Raw genomic sequence first — 20,566 nt, 5'->3', positions numbered from 1 at the left:
ATTCCACGGGAATTATTTTTCATCTCAATCTAAAAGGTGGTGGTTTTGTTGGCAGAATTCAAATCCATATACAAAGGACTAAGTTTCAAAGTAAATGGCATCTATTACAAATTCCGCAACGGAAAATTTAAAACAACTATTAAGGAAGTAATTGAAGCACTAGAAAAATTAGCTGATGTTGAACGGGTGGATCAACCGCAATCTGAACAAACATCTGAATCAAAAGATCAACCTAAAGAGGAAGCAAAGGCCAAAACAAAACCAGTTTCTAAAAAGAAGTAGGTGGTTTATGATGGCAAAAACCGTTAGTTTAACAGATGCCAACGCCTATTTTGATGAAAACGTTCTTCATTCCCAACCTTGGGATCAAGCAGATGATACTGTTAAACAAAAAGCACTAAACAATGCTGAAATTGTTCTATATCGTGAATTTCGTGGTCTTTATGATATTAGCAACCCTGTCAACCAAATTCCTTTACCTGCAATCTATGAACAAGCACTTTGGATGCTGAGACAGGACGACACTATTCTGAAAGCTGAAATGGGAGTAACGGGAATTGGTGTTTCTGGAATTAGTATTCAAACAAAAGGTGTTCCTGTCCAATATATTGCACCGGAAGCAAGCAGGATCATTGCTGAAGACCAAAGCAACCGTGGAAACACTTCCTATGATGGCAACATTGGTTGGTTGGTGATGTGAAATGGCATTGATTCCATTGCCCGATAAAATTACCATCAAAAAAGCAACTGGTGTTGACTCTTGGGGGAAACCTATCTACGGTGAAGAAATTGACTACAATTGCAGAATTGAAGAAGGTTCCCAACAAATTGTGGATCAACATGGAAACACAATCATGACCACCTTCAAAATTTTTCTTGAAGGTGCTGTCGATGTTCAGTATGTGGACAAAATTTCTTTTACTAATGAGTTGAATCAAACCGTTGAACGTTCGCCGGCAAAAATTCAGTTGATTAAATTTATAGATGGAACGGCTGTGCTCACGGTGGTGTTTGCCCAATGAAGTTTAAAGCAAAAGTGGACATTGACGTGAAGAATTTCGGGATTGCTTACGAATTGATTGATAAAGAAACTGCAAATAGAATTCGTGATATCGGGGATTCTTTGGCGTTGACCTCTTCAGGTGCAGCACCACACGATGAGGGGATTCTTGAAAAGAGTTATAAAGTAGAATTAACAAAAAGATCAGCAACCGTTTCATTTTCTGCTTTTAATAATGGTTGTGATTATGCGGTTAAAATGCATGATGGAGTTTATAACCTTGGGCCTGGTTCTAGAGCAAAACCAGGTGGGATTGGTATGTCAGGAAAGCATTATTCAGTCGGGCCTAAATACCTTTCAAGACCCCTTGAAGGCGAAGCTGAAACTTATGCTAAGTACGTTAATGATGGAATTGGAAACATTCTTGATTCTTTTGAATAGGTGGTGATGCGAAATTGCACGTTTATGAACTTTCATCATTTCTGGAATCTAATTTCGACTACACATTTTTTAATAATCAATTCCCATCTGTTCAAAATCCCAACATCGGAATGGTGAGAATGTTTCCAACGCAAACCAATTCCAGTTCTATCAACCGCATCAACGCACAATGTTTAATCAAAAATACTGATATGCAAACTGCAGAGTCAAAATCATGGGAAATATATGAGTCATTGCGAATGAAAACAGGTTTCCAGGTTGGAACCGCCTATGTAATTCTTTGCACTGCTTCACAACCTTCTTTCATTCAACAGATGGAAGATGGTTGTTTTTTATATTCGGTTGATTTTCAATTCATCACTGATCAGGAGGAATGAGAATGGCAAGGACTTCAATTCCGGTTGATGTTGCAACAGATAACGGTTTTGTTTTTGCAATTGATACCACAATTGATGCAACCAATGGAATGTCTTTCACTGGCAATAGTGGAAGGCATATTTTGTTTGCCGAAAATACTGGTGATTCGGATATGACCGTAACGGTCAAATTTGCTGCTGATGAATTTGGCCGTACTGGTCAAAAAGATGTTGTGGTTGCTGCTGGGGCGACAAAGGTCATTGGACCATTCAACACTGATTTGTATAATCAGGATTCTGCCAGCACAGTTTATGTTGACTTTTCTGCAGGTGCAACGGGCAATGTTTGTGTTTTGAAGGTTTCCCTTTAATCTAATTAACAATTGAAAGGTGGTAGTGCTTCATGTCTAACAAAATTGCTGGTGTTGACGTTCTGCTTTATGTGAATGTTGGAACGGATGCGTCACCAAACTATGTTGTTTTAGGTGGCCAAGGTGACGCAACTTTAAACCGTGGTGCAGATGAAATTGATGTAAGTTCTAAAACTGATCCGGCAGGTTATGGTGATACGATCATAGGAAGAAAAAATTGGTCAATCGAGTGCGAAGGATTTATTGTTGATTCTGATCAAGCACTTGACCATTTGGAAACTTTATTTGAAGATCGACAACCTGTTCAGGTCGAACTGCGGTTGCCCAGTGGCAAAAAATATAGCGGAGCCGGATACATCACTGATTTCCCATTGGAGTTCCCCAATGATGACGGTGCAACCTATTCTTTAACAATTTCCGGTTCTGGTGCATTAACGATCACGAACTAATTCACATAAATAGAAAGTTGGTGGTTCTATGGCAAACAAAAAAAGAGGATTTGTTTCTGTTAACCTCGATAAACCTAGAAAATTGAAATATACGTTCAATGCTTTTTGCGAACTTGAGGATGCAGGAATGGATTTGATGCAATTGCAGGATGGAAAAGTTAAGTTTAAAGATATTCGTTTGCTTCTTTGGGCAGGATTGCTGCATGAACTTCCTGATTTAACTGTTGAAGAAGCTGGTGAAATGATCGACCAAGGAGAACTTAAAGAAATTTCTGAAGCAGTTGCAGAAGCAATTCAACTTGCACTGGGAAACAAAGGTGAACAAGAACCGGGAAAGTGAATGATGATGACAGTTTGTCATGGAATTGGGATGAACTTCAAAAATTAGCATATGGACCACTAGGGATGAAACCAAACGAATTTTGGGAACTCGTCCCTAGTGAATTTCTTTTACTGGTTGATTCTTACAATGAAGTAGAAGAAAGAAAATGGGAAATTTATCAACAAATGCTTGCATGGCACGCTGCTAATATCATGAACGCTTCAGGAAATTTGAAACGGCCAGTTTCGGTTGAAAAATTGATAGGCAAGAAGAAGAAAACAAAGAAAATGGATAAAGAAATTCAAAAGAAGAAACTAGATGAGTTGAAGAAAACATTTGGTTTTAATTAATCCCTCCAAGAAAGGAGGTTTTTTATTTGGCAATATCTCAGGTTGCAGCAAAATTTACTGCGGACATTTCCCAACTCCAGGCATCTATGGTTAAGGCACAAGCATCAGTACAGGCTGCTGGTGCTGCAATTGAAAAATCTGGGAATGACATGGGAAAATCCTTTGAAAAGGCCGGAACCAGTTTTGAAAAAGCTGGCAGGAAAATTCAAGACCAAGGGTTTGCAGTCGGTGCTGCTTTGGGGACAGCTGGGACGGTTATTGGTGCGGCTTTAGGATTTTCAATCAAAAAAGCAGCAGATTTTGAAGCAGAAATAGATAAAGTGGGTGCAATTGCAGGTGCTTCAAGTTCAGATATGCAAAGGTTAAGGCAGGCAGCACTTGATTTAGGTGCATCAACTTCTAAATCTGCAAGTGAAGTTGCACAAGGGATGCAGCAAATGGCTGCTGCAGGTTACAGTACAAATCAAATCATTGCTGCTATGCCTGGTGTTATTGCTGCAGCAGAAGCATCTGGTGAAGATATGGCAACCGTAACCGATGTAGTGACTGCAGCATTGAACGGTTTTGGATTGAAAGCAAGTGAAGCTTCACACGTTGCAGATGTTCTTGCACAATCTGCAAACCAATCAGCAGCAGATATTAATGATTTAGGTTATGCATTCAAATATGCAGCACCAGTTGCAAAACAACTTGGTTTTTCCTTGGAATGGTTATCCGCAGCAGTTGGGGTAATGACGGATGCAGGTTTAAAAGGTGAACAAGCAGGGACGACATTGAGGATGGCATTGGCAAGACTGGTCGATCCACCTAAAGAAGCAGCAAAAGCAATTGAAGCCATGGGAATCAGTTTGACAACCGCAAATGGAAAAATCAAACCAACTCCCCAGTTATTAAATGAAGTAATGACAAAACTGCGAGGAATGGGAAAAGAACAGCGAACCGCAGCAGCTTCAACCATCTTTGGAACGGAAGCAATGTCTGGAATGCTAGTACTATTAAATAAATCCCCATCTGCATTTAATAAGCTGGTTGCTGGACTTGAAAAATCGGACGGTGCGGCAGCACGAACAGCCAAACAAATGAAAGAAAACCTGAAAGGTTCGATCGAACAATTAGGTGGTGCTGTTGAAACATTACAAATTTCCATTGGGGATGCACTTTCACCAGCAATTAATGTAATCGCTCAAGCATTGACTAAACTTGCCAATTGGTTCAATAACCTTTCCCAGCCAATGAAATCTTTCCTTGCAATTTCAGCAGCAATTGTTTCTATCCTTCTCATTGTTGGGAGTGTTATAGCACTAGCTGTTGCCGGTTTGGGGGCAATGGCTGCTGCTTTTGGTGTTGCTATTGGAACCGTTGCCGCAACAATTGGAATAATTGCAGGTGTTGTTGCTGCAATTATTGCAATCGGTGCTGCCATTGTATATGCCTACAATCATTTCAGTGGGTTTAGGAAATTTGTGAACCAAACATGGGAAGCAATCAAAGCAGGTTTTTCAAAATTGGTTGCTTATCTTCAACCTGCAATTAAAGAAGTGACTTCCTTTTTTATGGAGCAGTGGGGAATTGTCACCCAATGGGTTCACGAAATTTTGCCAAACCTAAAAGAAGCATTTTCAAATATCCTAAACGGAATTATTGCACTTGTTTCTCCATTTGCAAAAACTGTGATGGCTTATTTCAAGTGGGCATTCCCGGCCATGATCATAACTGTTAAAACTACGTGGAACATAATTAAAACGGTCATTTCAACAGCCATAACCATAATCATCAACATCATTAATATCTTCGCTGGAGTATTCACAGGCAACTGGAAACAGGTTTGGAATGCAGTGGTGGAAATAACCCAAACTTTATGGAATTCACTCGTTCAAATTCTCACTGCACTTTGGAACGGGTTGATTGCAGTACTAAAGGTTTTGTGGGCACCGATTGGTGAATTCTTCTCTAATCTTTGGAATGGAATTGTGGAAACCACAACTTCTATTTGGAATTCAATCGTTTCATTCTTCACAGGAATTTGGAACAGCATAGTGACGTTTGCACAAACAATTTGGAATAACCTTGTTTCATTCATTGTCGGAATTTGGAACAGCATCTTAACATTTGCGTCAACTGTTTGGAATGCAATTAAAACTGCTGTTGTAACTGCCTTTGAATGGATGTATAACCACAACTATTATTTTCAAGATTTGGTTGACTTCATTGTGAAGGTTTGGGGCATTGCAAAACAGGTGACAAATCAGGTCTGGAATGCAGTGAAATCTTTTGTTTCTTCTGTCTGGAATGGTATTAAATCTGTTGCAAGCAGTGTGTTCAATGCTATTAGCAGTGTAATTCTAACTGCTTGGAATGGAATAAAAACATCAACATTAACCGTTTGGAACGGGATCAAATCCGTTCTTTCTTCAATTTGGAACGGAATTAAATCTGTTGTTTCTTCGGTTTGGTCTTGGATATCATCAAAGATTACAAGTGTTTGGAATAGCATTAGGTCTGCAACTTCTTCTGCTTGGAATTCGATTAAAACTACAATTTCAAATGTGGGAAATAGCATCAAATCAACTCTTAGTGGCTTGGCATCTCAGGCGTTGCAGTGGGGGAAAAACTTGCTGACCATGTTTGCCGATGGAATTAAATCCAAAGTTTCAGCAGTAATAACTGCAGCAAAAGATGCAGCAAAAGCAATTGCCAAGATTTTGGGATTCCACTCACCAACTGAAGAGGGACCAGCATCTGATTCAGACACTTGGGCACCAAACTTTGTAAAAATGTTTGCTGATGGATTGCGGAAATCACAACCGTTAGTTCAAAAACAACTTTCTGCAATGGCCAGTCAAATGAAATCTTTATCTGTCGTTCCTATTAATCCACAATTGAACAATCCAGCAATTGCAGGTTCTTATACAGCAAGTTCTAGCAATTATGTGCCAGCAGTGCAAAGTGGAAGTACTATTATCAATTTAACGGGACCGGTTAACATGCGTTCTGATAACGATATTCGCAAACTTGCAAAAGAATTAGATCGGTTGAAAAACCAACGGTTAAGATCACAAGGAAAGGTCAGGTGATGCGTGGTGTTTTCATTCAACGGAAAACATGCAAATGTTTATTTCTCTAAAGTTTTGGATGTGAAACGTGGAATGTCTGCACCACGTTCACCAAAACTTCAATCTATTCCCGGAAAAGTAGGTGCTTATTTTTTCGGAGTAGATACAGATGTTTATGAAATTGAATGCAGTGTTTTGATTAAAGGAACAGATCGTGAAGACCTTTGGCGAAAGATTAGAATTGCAAACGGTTGGTTGTTGCAGGACGAATTGAAAGAACTGGTGTTTGATGATGAGCCGGAATTGACATATCAAGCGGTTTGTGTGAAAGAATTAGACATTGACGAAATTTTAGAGTTTGGAATTGGAACCATCCGATTCATTGCACCTGATGCGGTTGCTGAAGGACAAACAAAAGAACAAAGGGTTGGTTCGGCTTCAGCACAATTTTCAAGAACCGGGATTCGATATCGGGAAGATGGAACAGAAGTGACCGACAATTACCCGGTTTACAAAACCGGAAAGTTCGGTCAGGCAATCTTGGTTGAAGAAGGAACCGCCAATTTATTAGATTCTGCTGCCAATCCTACTCAAGAAGAGGTTCAGGTTGAAATTGGTCAAGACTATTACTTATCCGTAGTTGATGGATTAGCAACTATTGAACACAAAAGAACGGAAACTGCACCGAAAACAACAATTGATAAGGAAGGAACCGATTTTTCAGGCAGCAATGACAATTCATGGAATGTAGGAACTCTTACAGGAACGGCTGCGGCGTCAGATGGAACAAACCAATATGGAGTTCTTCAACTTGCTAAATCTGGAACAGACAAAACGTTTGTGGACACAACGGATTCAGATTGGAACGCTGGAACAACAAATAATATCACAGTTTATCAAACTGGAACGAATTCCTATATTACAATCACACTCCCTTCTTGGGATGATTTGGATGGTATGAATGATCTAACACAATGGAATGGTGCTTCAACCGCTGGTGCTGCTGTCACAACTGAAGGCGGAACAACTTTTATTCGTGTCACGTCATCTGCTTCAGCAGCAACAGGCATTGATAAAAGGCCGGCAATTACATTCACAAATGGATTTACTATTGATTTTCGTGCAAGAACCACAGGAACTTCATCTTTTTACATTTCTGATGGAACAGTTGGTTTCATTGATAACATTCCAAACACAAATAACAATTGGGCATGGTTCAGAATTGCAATTGCAAATTCAAGTTCTGGTGCTCTTTATCAGAATGGAACTTTAGTGAAAAACTTAACTTCACAATCATATGCAACACGCAGAATTTTATTAGGTTATCAATCAGCAGGAACAGCAGGAATCATAAAGGATTTTGATGCAGTTTATTATAAAATCGGTGCAAACTATGGCCAACCACCAGCAAACCATATTTACACAGGTGATTTTTATTCAAGGGAATTTGATCTTTCTGATGTTGGTTTAGTAAACACTTTTAGTTCCAATAGTACAGCTTCTTTGGAATCTTTATATTCAGGTGTAAGTGGTACAAATGATGTTAAGTTCCAATTGGGAACAAATACAGGCGGAACAACCACATGGTCAGGAACTTGGTCTTCAACTATGCCATTCACAAAAGGGGACGACCTGACAAATAAAAGATTAAAATATTGGGTACATCTCTCGATGCAAGATTCCGGCGATGCACCATGTCTATATGACCAAACAATTTCACTAACATCTGGATATAAAACTTCAGGAACCTATGAATCACCTGCAATTGATATTTCACAAGTTAAGAAAGCATCTTCAACTTTGCAAAACTGGACTGCTTATGGCTCACAACCAGCAGGAACATCAATTTCTTTGCAAACAAGATTTTCAACCGATGGTGGAACAACTTGGTCAGCATACCAAGACACAACCAATGGCAGTTCCATTCCGGGAATAACACAAACCACTGATCTGTCAAATGCAAGGTTCCAATATAAGTTCACTTTGTCAACTTCAGATGTTGCAGTTACACCAAAGTTGGATAAAACAACCTACTCTTTCACAACTGGATATAAACCTTCCCAAACAATAACAATTGCAGGATATCCAGTTGGGAGTATTGGAACATCTGCAAATTCCAGCTTGGAATGGTCAGAAACAAAACCTTCAGGAACAAATGTTGTTTTTGAATCAAGTTTAGATGGAACCAACTGGTCAACCGTCACCAATGGTGGAACATTGTTTCCTGCTGGAAGCGATTTGACGGGAAAAACGTTATATTTGCGTTACACACTTTCAACATCAGATAACAGCAAAACACCAACACTTGGTTCATCAATCACTTGGTTCATCCAGCAACAAGAACCAAACAAAATTAAACCAGCAACTTCAACTTTAAGGTTAACACCAACTAATGTTTCCAGGTGGCAGTTGGAGCAAAAACCTTATGCCACGGGATGGAATGACACGGGAACTAGAAATTCTGAAGTACTAAAAGTTTTTGCACAAGAAATTGTAAATGACGGAAAAGACACAGGAACAATTGACTTCTTTGCATATGAGGAAGCAGAAAATTTCAAAAGATATTTAATAGATGCAGATGGAACCTATGGATTTTCTTTATTCCGAAATTCGGATAATCAATATGAAGTCTGGCATAACGGATCACAACAAATTGTGGCTGCTTCTCCGTCTGCTGGTTGGCATCACGTGGGAATCACTTGGAACAGTTCAACCTTAAATCTTTATTTGGACGGAAATTTAGCAGGTTCTGCAAGTTTAATTTCTGGGATCAACTTAACAGGAACAAATTATTTTTATATCGGATGTACCAAATCGGGAACAAACCAATGGAATAGCTTAATTGATGATTTGGTTGTGTCGCAGGAATTTAAAGATATCAACTATTTTGTAGAACGTGCGAATTCAACAATTCCATCACAGAACAGTTTGACATCTAAAGTTTATCCATTTGATGAATCCCTAGTTGCAATTGGGGATTCGACAATTGTCTATAACGGAACTGCTGAAACTTTCCCGATTTTCACAATCACATTTGCGGCCAGCACAACAAACTTTAAAATCACAAATGACAGCGAATATGTTCAGGTGACAAGAAACTTTGCGGCCAATGATGTTCTAATTGTTGATTGTGAAAAACAACTGGTAACTTTAAATGGTGCTTCAATAATGGAATATTTGGATTTGGATTCTGACTTTTTCAATGTGAAAAGCGGCGATGTAATCGCAATTGACCCAGCAGGAATTGCAACTGTTGATGTTTCCTTTGTGGAAAGGTGGTTGTAATATGGCAAATTTAAAACTATGGGTTTTAGATCGTGATGAAAAAATTGTGGCGGTTCTCCAAAATCGGGGAACCGCTTCCGATTTGATTGATGCAATTCACCATGAAGAAATTAACGGGGAAAATTATCTTGATTTCACAATACCAGCAGACCACGAAAAAGCAGAATTTTTGATTGAAGAAAACATTGTTTTATATCAAGATTTGGATGGGAATTGGAATGAATTTGTGATTCGACACATTGAAGATGAACATGCTGACGGTCTTTTCAAACGTGTGACCTGTGAATCTTCCAGTTTAGAATTGAATGATTATGTGATTAGGGACATTAGGCCGGAAAACCGTGATGCGGCTTATATGTTGAATCAAATCCTGCAAGGAACAAGATGGTCAGTTGGAAATGTAACTGTCGCCGGAATCAACACCCATGTTTTCTATAATAAATCCGTGCTGGAATGCATTCATGAAGTGGTTGATCTTTTTGGTGGGGAATTGCAATTCAGAACGGAGTTCACGGGAAACAAAATTACTGCAAGGTATGTTGATTTATTGGCACAACGGGGAACAAATCGTGGAAAAAGATTTGTTTACGGAAAAGATTTAACGCATGTTAACCGAAAGGTTTATACAGCAAATCTTGTAACCGCACTTGTTGGACGTGGGAAAGGTGTAGAAACTGAAGATGGAACTGGTTATGGAAGGAAGTTAGATTTTTCGGATGTGGTTTGGTCAAAATCCAATGGTGATCCTGCAGATAAACCAGCAGGGCAAGATTGGGTAAGTGACCCAATTGCATTACAACAATTTGGCCGTCCCGATGGTCAAGGTGGATTGATTCACAGAACAAGAATTGTTGAATTCCCGGATGAAGAAGACCCGGCTGCTCTTCTACAAAAAACTTGGGATGCACTTCAAGAAATGAAAAATTCAGTGGTTACTTATGAATTAGAAGTTGTTGATCTTGAAAGTGCTAAAGGATATGAACATGAAGTTGTTCGATTGGGTGACACGGTTGCAGTTATTGATAAGAAGTTTAAACCGGAATTGAGATTGACGGCACGTGTAATGGAATTAGAACGGGATTTGTTGGAACCAAACAACACCAAAATCACAATGGGAAACGTTCAAAATGCATTCCAAGATGCTGAACGTAATTATGATAATGAAAAAAGACAACAAGACAGAACCATTAACACTTCCTGGTTGGATGGTTACATTGACGCACTTCAGAATGAAGTTATTGGTGGTGCTGGAACCGTCAGGCAAACAAATGATGGAATCTTATTGTTGGACAAAGCACCAGACAACAATCCTACAAAAGCAATTCTTTTGAACAATGGAATCATTGCACTATCAAACACAAGGAATCCTGCCAATGATCCAGCAACTGCAGCAGGTTGGGATTTTTCCAATGGAACTTTCCTAACAGGTGACGGTGCATTTGCTGATAAAATTGTGGCTGGAACAATGTTGGCTGACCGTGTTCGTGGTGGGGAATTGTACTTGGGTGGCGTTGTTGACGGAATAGGAAAAGATGGAAAGTTTTATTTGATGAATGCTGAAGATGAGATTGTTTGCCAAATGGATGCTGAAACGGTTGGTTTTGATAAATTGTTTGTGGGAACATTGACTGGAAATAATGTTGTGACAAAGAATTTCGGAACAATCCATTATTATGTTGATCCTGCCAACGGTTCAGATAATAATGACGGTTTATCATGGCAAACTGCTTTCAAATCACTACAAAAAGCAGTTTATATGATTCCAGAAATTAATGAAGGATATATTTCAATTGAAGTTGCTCCAAATTCCACATTGAATGAAGTGATTGAATTAAAAGGTAAATCAGGGAGTGGAATCGTAGAAATTGATTTTGGTGGATCAACCGTGAATGGTTATATACGAATTGCATCATGCATTCAAAGAATCACCATTCAAAATGGAACAATTGTTCATACTGGTGAAACCCATCCAGAAGATAGTGGTCCATATGCATGTGTTAGAACACTAGTTTCAAACTGGGTGGTTGTCGATTCAATGATACTTCAAGCAAGCAATAAAGCATTGTTTTGTGCTGCTTCTGAAGGTGCGAATATGACAATTCTGAACACTGAATGTTACGGTGCAACTGATTCACTGATTTATGCTGTTTTTGGTGGTTTAATTAAGGTTGTCGATTGCTCAGGAACCACATCTTATAATGCTATGAAGGCATCAGACACAGGGAAAATTGCAGGATATGGAACAAGACCGTCAGCAGCAAACGCTGCAAATGAAATGATTCAAATCAATGGTGGGGTTGTTTATGGTAGTTGGTCAGAACCAAATAGTGGTGGAATTGCACCATCAACTTCAGTTCCTGGAAAGAAAACGTGGAATGCAACAGCCACAAAATCTTGGGATACGGTTTATGGTTGGAATGCGAACAACCCAAAACAAGGAGATGGTGGAAGTTGGTCACCAGCAGGAAACCACAAGGGTTTGTGGTTCTTCGACTACGAAGACATAAAAAATACACTAGCAGGAAAAACACCAAAATCAATCAGGGTTAAACTAAAAAGGCAGTCAAAAGGAGGATATTACAAACCAATCCCTTTGTATTTCTGGACACACAATTTATCCAGTGCAACCGGCGGTGAACCCACACTTTCAAATAGTGCGGGAAATCTTGCAAACTTTGATTCAGGTGAAGAAAAGTGGGTGAATCTTCCCATTTCCTTTGCAAATGCTTTGAGGGATGGAACGGCAAAGGGAATTGCAATTTACACGTCAAATACTTCACAATATTATTATGCTTCAATGGAACCAACAGCAACACTTGAAATTACTTGGTAGGTGTTGATTATGAAAATTGTTTTCCATGACGGTTGTACCGTCATTTCCTATATAATTGATGCTCAAAATGTTGAAATTGAAGACCAAAACATTTACTGGAACAACCATGCAAATGCAATTTTTGGTGCAAAAAGCCAAGTTCTAATTGTTCCTGATGATTTTTCTGTTGAAGTTGGTGATCCGATAAATGATACAATCAAAACTGCTGATTTGTCGGATAGTTGCAAAACCATAAATAGAAGGGTTAATATTCTTGAAAATATTGATCCTGAACCTGCAACTATCGATACAAAAACCCAAGAAACTATTAAAACCTTAACACAAAGAATTGATCAATTAGAAGCAAGAATTGCTGCGTTAGGTGGTTAAGGTGGTGTAATTGTGGAAGTTTTACTTGATATTGTGAAAAACAATGGTGTTTGGGCAACATTATTTGTGTTTCTTTTGTTGTACACTTTGAGACAAGCAGAAAAACGAGAAGAAAAACTTATGAATTTCATTGATGAAATGTCGGATAATTTTGAAAAGTTAAGTTGGAATCTTGAAAAGTTGGCAGAAGATGTTGATAAGATCAGGGAAAAAGTGAGTGGGGATTAAAAGGCAATCACAAACCATTCTTGGGGGAATGGAGACAAAATTGTGATTGCCGATTTTAATTTTAACATGAAAATAAGTGAAGTGAAAGGGGTGATGCAACAAAAGCGATTCAGTTATTAGGTGTCATAAAATTGAAAAAAATCAACATGGGGTGATGATATGGAAATAAAACAATTGTTCATTCCCAAAAGTCTCACAGAAACACGACCGGGAATTAAATTGGTTCCGCACTACATCACGGTTCATGAAACCGACAATACGAGCAAAGGGGCTACAGCGGCAGCACATGCCAGATTGCAATATAACGGAAACTCACGCACAGCTTCATGGCATTATACAGTTGACGACCACGAAATATGGCAGTCGATCCCCGATGATGAGGTTGCATGGCATGCTGGTGATGGTCATAACGGCACCGGAAACCGTCAATCTCTTGCTGTGGAAATTTGCGTAAACTCTGATGGGGATTTTGAAAAAGCAAAATCTAACGCCATCTGGTTGATTCGCCAATTGATGAGCAAACATAATATTCCAATTGACCGGGTGGTTCCACATCAGCATTGGAGTGGGAAAAATTGTCCACGCCATATTTTGACTTATTGGGATTCTTTTGTTCAACAAATTAAAGGAGCTTCTGTTTCTCCTTCGATCCAATATATTGAAGATAATGTTCTTCCAATTGCCAAAGGTGCTAAAGGTACAGTTGTGAAGAAAATTCAAGAAAGATTGAAGTGTAAAGTGGTTGATGGTTTGTTTGGTCCTGCAACTGAAGCTGATGTGAAAATGTGGCAATCCTTGCATGATGAAAATGGAAAAGCAGTTCCTGCAGGAAAAGGCTTGGTTGCTGACGGCATTGTCGGCGAAAAAACATATTACGCTATGTTCCCGGATGAAAAACCACAACAGAAAAGGGAACCTGCTTATGATGTAACCGTTGATGGCAAAAATGTTATGACATCTGCGATTGATGTCAATGTTTTGAAAGCAATTGCAGATGCCATTAAAGATAATAAAGCAAAAGAAATCAAAATTGAAAGGATTGATTATTAATGTGGGAAAAATTGAAAGGACGTTTGCGGTCTAAAACATTGTGGGTAGCGTTTGCTTCTTTGGTATTGTTGATTCTGCACCAATTGAACGTCAACGTTGTTGATGAACAATACAATAAAATTGTGGAAGCAGTTCTTTATGTGGCTGTTCTGGCCGGAATCATTGACGGGGAAAAATAAAAAAAAAGTGGCAGGGAAAATCCCCTGCCTGCATTTACATAACCTTTTCAATTGCCCACTGATCAAATTCTTCTTCAGAAATTTCACCATCAATCAATTTCTGCAACATCTGCAATTCATCCAGTTCAAGTTCAACTCCTTCATGCTTCAGGTTTCCAATGACAGCACGTATAATTTCCAATTGGCAAACCTCCTTTAAATGGAAAAAGTTCCCCACCAGTTTGTTTTGTGGGGAACCGTTATTATCCATTGATATTCTGGTTAATCATTTTATTATATTCAGACTCGTGAATTAACACTTTACAATATCTACACCTGTAATTTTCTTTCTTAAATAGAACAATACAAAGTAAAACAGGAAGGTAAATGAAGAAGAAAACTCCAAGTGTAATAACGCAACCGATTAAACCGGCAACACCAAAAACGGACAATGCCCATTTCTTTCCGTGCTTTTCAAGTTTATGTTGCCCACAATTGGGACATTCAAAAAATGATTTTTTCATGATTACCCAACTCCTTTTTCCTTTTCATTTTTATATTCGCATTATCCTAAATATTTATGTCCTCACAAATCAGCAGCTCCACGAATTTTATCATACAATTCTTTGGGCGGAAGTGACCAAATATGAGTGCTGGCATCTACAGGCCGTTTCAGCATAAGAACATTTTCAGGTTCCAGATAAAATGGGGAACCTGTAGGATCAAAAAACAACGCTGTACGTCCTTCTTCCTTTGCCTGCTCGTATTCTTCAATCGTATCAATACGAAAATCCCAAAGAATGGGGATTCGTTTTTCATTTTTCAAAACAACAATTCCAACGGGAACTTTTAGCCGTTTAATGTCATCGCTTAATTCTGCTTTTATCAATTCTTCATTTAAAAAACAATCCAGGTGATACAACCGGCCATGGAAGAAGATTCGTGGCGGTTCTTTTTTCTTTTTACAATTAAGAAAAGAACATTTGGGTGCAGATCGTGAACTTAAATCATAAAGTTCAGCCTTATCTTTTGTTTTATCTTCAAATTTAGTTAAGTCAATATAGGTTGCGTGTCCACCATAAAGTTCATATTCAATCGAGTTAAAATCATCTTCAGAAACAAAATGAAGTTCACCGTCCTTTGGAACCGTGTCCACCATTTTCGCCAACAGATGAAAAAATCCATCTTTCAACTTGTCCTTTAGGTTCATGGAATCACCACCTTTTCATAAAAAATTCCCCCACCAATTGGAGAGTGGGGGAGAGATTAAATCCACATATGGTGCAAAAGATCGGCACAAAATCTGAGAAAAGTAAAATCATCTTTAACCTTCAATAATCCTTCCCAAACAGGTTTATCATGAGTTTCATATTTAGACAATGATTTCAAATATTCTCTAATATCATCTGCAATTTGTTTCATTTCCGCTTTTCTTTGTTCACTTGCTGAATAGTCAAACGTCATTTTTGAGTAAATATATTCTCTGATCAATTCATATTCATCTTCAACATCTTCATAATCTAAACCCCAATGGTCAGCAAGTTCAATAAAATCCCATCCTTTGAATTTAGCCATACTTTTCAATTCCTCCTTAATTTAAACTGCGGAACTGCTTTTGATTGTTCAATCATTCGCCTCAAACCTTCTTTTCCATATTTCAAAAGAACATCATTGCAATCTTTACAATCATCTGGAAAGGTAACGTGGAAAATTTGCACATAACCATTCAAACTTTCCGTGATTGCACTTTTCAAATTTTCACCTGCTGCATCATTGTCTGATGCGATGATGATCTTCTTAATATTTGTCCCTAAAATTAGTTCCTTTTTTTCTTTTGACCATTTGGAACCACCAACGGCCAAGGAAGGGAAACCTGCAGCAATACATGAAAGGGAATCAATTTCTGCTTCTGTGATCACTGCAAGATCCAGATAATCTTTTTGATGGAACAATTGGATGTTGAATAACAGTTTTCCAATGGACCATCCACCTTTTGCATAAAAGAATCGTTTGCTGTCAATTCGTCTGTATTTCACATTTGCAAGTTCACCATTTGGAAGAAACCAGGGCAAAGCAACTGCATTTTTATCAGGATCAAAACCAATTTTCAGTGCTTTTTGAATCCCTGGTGAAACGCCACGATTGACAAGATAATTGTGTGGTTCCAAACCTTCAATCAAGGAATGGGGAAGGGTTGGTTTTCTGGTTCCTTGTTGTTCCACCTTCAGTTTTTTGAATTGGAAGGTGGAACCATTGTTGGAACCGTATTTTTCAAGCAAATATTCAATTACATCTTCTGGTGTTTCTTCCCGAAGAAATGAAAGTAAAGTTATAAAATCACCTTTTTCATAACCATCAATTCCGGCTGAATCTTGCCAAAAACCAGCAGAAACTTTTTCACCATCTTCAAATCGAACATAAAATGAAGGTGAATGGTCATCACGGAAGGGGGAACATGCAATTAATTTATCAGGTTTCCAAGTTGCACACTTCCATTCAAATTCTTCAAGCTCAGAAACAATATCAATTTCTACAATCTGATCATTAAGTTTCATCTGTGCCATTTTCTTCACCTACTAAGTGTACATATTTCACGCTGACCATATTGCAGTCTTCAACTTGATCTATCAAAATAATCATGGCCATTCGTCCAGCTTCCTGCTTGTTTTGTGCAGAAACGGGAACAACGGTCAAACGGGTTACACCTGCGGTTTGATAAAAAAGTTCCACATCATATTTTTTCATGTAAACCACTCCTTATCAGAATGATGGATTGTCAGCCAAATATTCTTTAACTTCTTCAATGCTTGGAAGTTCACGAACGATTCCATAGTTGGGAAGGAAGATGATTTCAATTCTTTCACCTTCGCCGCCACTTCTTGCTTTCCGTGGTACAAGAATTCCACGGCCATCAATAGTATCCAAACCAATCACATAGGAACTGCCATCCCTGATTTCACTTGATTTCTTAACATCTTTTCGTTTTGGTGGTTTAAGTTCACGAACACCATTTTCATTTTCTTCTTCGTCAACCTCATCTGCTTGTGTTGCGGTTAGAATTGCAGTTTGGGTTATTCCTGCAAGTTCACGTAAAGCAACAACCGTTTTTGCTAAATCTCCTCCTGCAGTTCTGCTGGTGTTGAATTCCCGGTGCATCAAATAAACTGGATCGACCACAACAAAATCAGCTTTGGTTTGAATGATATCAGCATGAAGTGCTTTAATGCTTTTGTCTTTGAATGCCTTCATGTCCACAGTTTTAAAGATCAACTTTCCAGGAATTATGTCGTTCAGTGATTTTGCAAATTCCCTAAGCAAAACAAATAGATCATCAGACAGTTTTGTCATCATCAATTCTTTTTGCGGGAAACCAGCATCAATATCCATTCCGACTTCCCGAATCTGTTCCAAGATTTCATCACTGTTACCAAAAATCTGCTGCAATTGTTCGTCTGTCAAACTTCCCCTAAACAATTTCTGACGGGAGGATAAAGATGCATAAGCCCTACAAAACATTTCAAAAGCAATCATTTCCAATCCCCAATACAAAACTTTTGCACCGTGAACTGCTGCGTTTATTGCTTCTTCCAACATGATGATTGACTTACCACGACCAGATCGACCATAAAAGGTGTAAAGGTTGCCAGAAACATAACCACCACCTAAAACACGATTCAGTTTAGGGAATTTCGATTCCCAAACTTTAAACGATTTCCCTTGTTTCCGGTTTTCGTACTCTTCAAAGAACCAATCATAATCTTCAGTTAAAGAAAGGCCAACTTTCTTTTGTGTCAAAGTCTCCGTTTTAATTTGTTCCAATTGCTTCTGCAACAGATCAATCAATTCAAACCCTGACTTTTTGTTCAAAAGATCATTCAGGTTTTCTTTCTTCTCAAATTCATCTTCAGCGTTAATCCTTCCTTGAATCAATCGGATCAATTCATTCTTTGCGTGGTTTTGATTAATTTCTTCAGCCAAAACATCAAAGGAAGAATTGGTTGGAGTATAAACAAACCCTTCAAACTTAACTGCAATTTCTTCAGGCGTGGGAGTTTCACCATTTCTGGTGATGTATTCGTCAATGAAGTTGAAAATTTCCCGTTCTGTTTTTGTGGTCAATTTTTCTTCAGTAATTCCGTATTGAACAAATGCATCAGTAAATTTCAGATCGAGCATTTTTGAAAAGAATTTCATGCTTGCAATGGTCATTCAAAATTCCTCCCATTCAATCTTCAATTTGAAATGCACGAACAGGAATTTTATTGATAAAATTGTTGATCCGTTTGATTCTCCTTAGGTATTTTTCGTCACCAAAATTACTAAATAAATCAAGATAATCATCAATCATTTGTTTTCCTTTTTCTACAAGGAATCTATTGTATTCAAGTTTGGAAATAATTCCAGCTTCAAGTGTTCTATGTTTTGGTGTTTTCTTTGGTTGTGGTTGTTTCTTTGGCAATTGTTCAATATAACCAGTTTCAACATTCAATTTTATATTGATTATTTCATTTTTCTTACCAAAAAATTTCATATCCCATTCAGCACCAAAAACTTCTTCACCAGTGTGAATATTGATCAATTTATAAATAACATCTTCAACCATTGGTTCATAACCAGTACATTCAATTACTTTAAATTGTCCAATATATCCATCAACCATCACGATGTCACCAGGTTTGAATTTTGATCCAATCAATTTTAGTTCTGGTTTTGACGGTTCTGCATGTTCAAGTTCAATTTCCAAAAAATAGAATAAGGTTCCGTTTTGTAAATCACTCACTGTGTACCCATTCATTTTTCCATAATTAATTTCTTCAACTTTAAAAACAGCATCAGGCATAGTTTTATCAACAACCAAATCCCCAACCTTAAATTTAGAATTTCGATCTGAACCCATTTCTGCATGTTCAAGTTCAAATTCTGCACAGAAATAAGGAAGATTCGACATTGTATTGATGATGTAGTAAAAATTGACCACTCCATAATGAATGGTATCAATTTTCCAAACTTCATTAGGAATCTTTTTTACAACAACCAAATCACCAATTTTGAACTTCGATTTATAATCCATTCAGGTTTCCCCCTTAAACGTCAAAATCCTGTCTCATTCCACGGTGGGAAGTTCCAATGAATTCAATTTGGGAATTGTGGTCTCGAATTCGATCAAATAGCCGTTTATCATAACGTAAAAGCAAATCTTCCATCTCAACGTTTGACGTAAATATTGTGGGCAACCAATTCACAAGTCTGTGGTTGATCAAATCATGGGCAATTCCATGGAAAGCATTGCTTGGGTCCTCAATTCCAATATCATCAACCACAAGTAAAAGAACGTCCTTTGCAATATCCCGGATTTCGTAAAACTTACGTGCCATTTTTTCTCCCATATCACGGGGAATCTTTGGATTATTGAAAGCAGCAAATTCCCTTTGCCATTGGTTAAAATCCAAGAAATATACTGGACGTTCTAATGGCTGCTGTCCACGTTTCAATGCTTCTGTGAAGGTGTAAACCAAAAATGAATTTGCAATAGAAGCAGCAGTTGCTGTTTTTCCGGTTCCGACTTCTTTTGAATAAAGGTAAAGTGGTTTAATTCTTTCCGCATTTTCTTCAAAGATCAGAGGGAAAAACTTCTTTGCCCAACGGTCAATCAGGAAATATGCTTGTTTTTGTACTTCACGAACTGGATTGTGAGAAATGGTCATTTTCTGATAATCCTTTGGAATGTTTGCCATTGCTACACGACCACCTATTCCTTTATGACCGTGCATAGAATTGTAAAGTGGACAAAGTTTATTACAATGCGATTCAGAACCTGCTTTTACACAAACTCCCCGAAGAATGCAATTCTTTTCATTAGTTTTTCTCATTACTCAATCCCCCAATATTTAAGAATGTTTTCAACTTCACCTTTATTAACTTCAGGTTGTTGAATTTCTTGTTGTTGTTGACGTTGTTTCATTTCTGCAATTTTTCTTTTCCGTTCAATGTTGTCAACTGCTTTTGGGATCAGGAAATTCATGCTTCTAATCATGTAAAAGAAATTTAAACTATTGTAACCTTGCCTTGGTTTGTAGGTTTGGAAGCACAGGTCAATGAATTCCTTAGTTGCTTCTTTTCCGATTTCTTCATACAACCGTTTTATCTGTGAATTCTGGCCTCTAATGTTGCCTGCCCGATAGGAAAGGGAAAATCTCTCCTGATGTTTATGTTTCAAATATTCATGAAAAGTTGTCGCATTCCAGGTTTCAATTTTCCGTTCCCGCCAATTTTTTGCAGATGGCAATTTTTCTTTAGGCAA

At 38.1% G+C, this 20,566-nt stretch carries 25 protein-coding genes and 1 pseudogene; 16 read left to right on the top strand and 10 right to left on the bottom strand.

Features of this window, described 5'->3' with window-relative positions; all coding sequences use genetic code 11:
• The first annotated feature begins 48 nt into the window (after positions 1–48).
• From JG50_RS0114705 to JG50_RS0114625, 16 genes and pseudogenes are all read left to right on the top strand, one after another.
• Positions 49–282 carry a hypothetical protein gene (locus JG50_RS0114705; protein ID WP_033101874.1) on the top strand — a complete coding sequence of 78 codons (234 nt, stop codon included), beginning with the start codon at positions 49–51 and terminating at the stop codon, positions 280–282.
• 10 nt (positions 283–292) lie between these two features.
• Positions 293–700, top strand: coding sequence for a hypothetical protein (locus tag JG50_RS0114700; protein WP_052154371.1), 408 nt, complete (start codon positions 293–295; stop codon positions 698–700).
• A gap of 1 nt (position 701) precedes the next feature.
• Positions 702–1,022: a hypothetical protein gene (locus JG50_RS0114695; protein ID WP_033101873.1), complete on the top strand. Its 321-nt coding sequence runs from the start codon at positions 702–704 to the stop codon at positions 1,020–1,022.
• Positions 1,019–1,441 carry a hypothetical protein gene (locus JG50_RS0114690; protein WP_052154370.1) on the top strand — a complete coding sequence of 141 codons (423 nt, stop codon included), beginning with the start codon at positions 1,019–1,021 and terminating at the stop codon, positions 1,439–1,441. The genes JG50_RS0114695 and JG50_RS0114690 overlap by 4 nt, the downstream gene beginning before the upstream one ends.
• Before the next feature lie 14 nt (positions 1,442–1,455).
• Positions 1,456–1,818: a minor capsid protein gene (locus JG50_RS0114685; protein WP_033101872.1), complete on the top strand. Its 363-nt coding sequence runs from the start codon at positions 1,456–1,458 to the stop codon at positions 1,816–1,818.
• A gap of 2 nt (positions 1,819–1,820) precedes the next feature.
• A complete protein-coding gene (locus JG50_RS0114680) occupies positions 1,821–2,168 on the top strand; it encodes a hypothetical protein (RefSeq protein ID WP_033101871.1) in 348 nt (115 codons plus the stop codon).
• 32 nt (positions 2,169–2,200) lie between these two features.
• Complete coding sequence (locus tag JG50_RS0114675; protein ID WP_033101870.1) at positions 2,201–2,617, top strand: phage tail tube protein; 417 nt, start codon at positions 2,201–2,203, stop codon at positions 2,615–2,617.
• Between the two features lie 28 nt (positions 2,618–2,645).
• Entirely contained in the window at positions 2,646–2,957 is a 312-nt protein-coding gene (locus tag JG50_RS0114670; RefSeq protein WP_033101869.1) for a hypothetical protein, read from the top strand.
• Positions 2,954–3,289: a phage tail assembly chaperone gene (locus JG50_RS0114665; RefSeq protein ID WP_033101868.1), complete on the top strand. Its 336-nt coding sequence runs from the start codon at positions 2,954–2,956 to the stop codon at positions 3,287–3,289. Before JG50_RS0114670 ends, JG50_RS0114665 begins: the two co-directional genes overlap by 4 nt.
• A 26-nt stretch (positions 3,290–3,315) precedes the next feature.
• Entirely contained in the window at positions 3,316–6,363 is a 3,048-nt protein-coding gene (locus JG50_RS19005) for a phage tail tape measure protein (RefSeq protein WP_052154369.1), read from the top strand.
• Between the two features lie 6 nt (positions 6,364–6,369).
• A complete protein-coding gene (locus JG50_RS19470) occupies positions 6,370–9,627 on the top strand; it encodes a distal tail protein Dit (RefSeq protein WP_160173893.1) in 3,258 nt (1,085 codons plus the stop codon).
• A gap of 1 nt (position 9,628) precedes the next feature.
• Positions 9,629–12,460 (top strand): phage tail spike protein, encoded by a 2,832-nt coding sequence (locus JG50_RS0114645; protein ID WP_033101865.1) that lies wholly within the window; start codon positions 9,629–9,631, stop codon positions 12,458–12,460.
• Positions 12,461–12,469: 9 nt separating this feature from the next.
• Positions 12,470–12,829, top strand: a complete 360-nt coding sequence (locus JG50_RS0114640; RefSeq protein WP_033101864.1) for a hypothetical protein — start codon at positions 12,470–12,472, stop codon at positions 12,827–12,829.
• Between the two features lie 12 nt (positions 12,830–12,841).
• Positions 12,842–13,057 (top strand): BhlA/UviB family holin-like peptide, encoded by a 216-nt coding sequence (locus tag JG50_RS0114635; protein ID WP_033101863.1) that lies wholly within the window; start codon positions 12,842–12,844, stop codon positions 13,055–13,057.
• Positions 13,058–13,216: 159 nt separating this feature from the next.
• Positions 13,217–13,927, top strand: a pseudogene (locus tag JG50_RS0114630) (peptidoglycan recognition protein family protein); the annotation flags it as partial.
• 179 nt (positions 13,928–14,106) lie between these two features.
• On the top strand, positions 14,107–14,286 hold the full coding sequence (locus tag JG50_RS0114625; RefSeq protein ID WP_033101862.1) for a hypothetical protein: 180 nt from the start codon (positions 14,107–14,109) through the stop codon (positions 14,284–14,286).
• Between the two features lie 34 nt (positions 14,287–14,320).
• Here JG50_RS0114625 and JG50_RS20210 read toward each other — a convergent pair whose 3' ends face one another.
• The 10 genes from JG50_RS20210 to JG50_RS0114580 form a co-directional block, all read right to left on the bottom strand.
• A complete protein-coding gene (locus JG50_RS20210; RefSeq protein ID WP_160173892.1) occupies positions 14,321–14,467 on the bottom strand; it encodes a hypothetical protein in 147 nt (48 codons plus the stop codon).
• A 61-nt stretch (positions 14,468–14,528) separates the two neighbouring features.
• A complete protein-coding gene (locus tag JG50_RS0114620) occupies positions 14,529–14,789 on the bottom strand; it encodes an LITAF-like zinc ribbon domain-containing protein (RefSeq protein ID WP_033101861.1) in 261 nt (86 codons plus the stop codon).
• A 62-nt stretch (positions 14,790–14,851) separates the two neighbouring features.
• Positions 14,852–15,475: a hypothetical protein gene (locus JG50_RS0114615; RefSeq protein ID WP_033101860.1), complete on the bottom strand. Its 624-nt coding sequence runs from the start codon at positions 15,473–15,475 to the stop codon at positions 14,852–14,854.
• Between the two features lie 56 nt (positions 15,476–15,531).
• Positions 15,532–15,840 carry a hypothetical protein gene (locus JG50_RS0114610; protein ID WP_033101859.1) on the bottom strand — a complete coding sequence of 103 codons (309 nt, stop codon included), beginning with the start codon at positions 15,838–15,840 and terminating at the stop codon, positions 15,532–15,534.
• A 5-nt stretch (positions 15,841–15,845) separates the two neighbouring features.
• On the bottom strand, positions 15,846–16,829 hold the full coding sequence (locus JG50_RS0114605; protein WP_033101858.1) for a toprim domain-containing protein: 984 nt from the start codon (positions 16,827–16,829) through the stop codon (positions 15,846–15,848).
• Complete coding sequence (locus tag JG50_RS0114600) at positions 16,810–17,010, bottom strand: hypothetical protein (protein WP_033101857.1); 201 nt, start codon at positions 17,008–17,010, stop codon at positions 16,810–16,812. Before JG50_RS0114600 ends, JG50_RS0114605 begins: the two co-directional genes overlap by 20 nt.
• 15 nt (positions 17,011–17,025) lie before the next feature.
• Positions 17,026–18,474 carry a DnaB-like helicase C-terminal domain-containing protein gene (locus JG50_RS0114595; RefSeq protein ID WP_052154367.1) on the bottom strand — a complete coding sequence of 483 codons (1,449 nt, stop codon included), beginning with the start codon at positions 18,472–18,474 and terminating at the stop codon, positions 17,026–17,028.
• Between the two features lie 16 nt (positions 18,475–18,490).
• Positions 18,491–19,336: a hypothetical protein gene (locus tag JG50_RS0114590; protein ID WP_033101856.1), complete on the bottom strand. Its 846-nt coding sequence runs from the start codon at positions 19,334–19,336 to the stop codon at positions 18,491–18,493.
• Positions 19,337–19,349: 13 nt separating this feature from the next.
• A complete protein-coding gene (locus tag JG50_RS0114585) occupies positions 19,350–20,135 on the bottom strand; it encodes a P-loop NTPase family protein (protein WP_152568599.1) in 786 nt (261 codons plus the stop codon).
• Positions 20,135–20,566 (bottom strand): hypothetical protein, encoded by a 432-nt coding sequence (locus JG50_RS0114580; RefSeq protein ID WP_052154365.1) that lies wholly within the window; start codon positions 20,564–20,566, stop codon positions 20,135–20,137. Before JG50_RS0114580 ends, JG50_RS0114585 begins: the two co-directional genes overlap by 1 nt.

Origin of the sequence: Thermoactinomyces daqus (assembly GCF_000763315.1) — a bacterium.
GTDB lineage: Bacteria > Bacillota > Bacilli > Thermoactinomycetales > Thermoactinomycetaceae > Thermoactinomyces_A > Thermoactinomyces_A daqus.
This window is presented reverse-complemented; position numbering and strand designations above follow the sequence as displayed.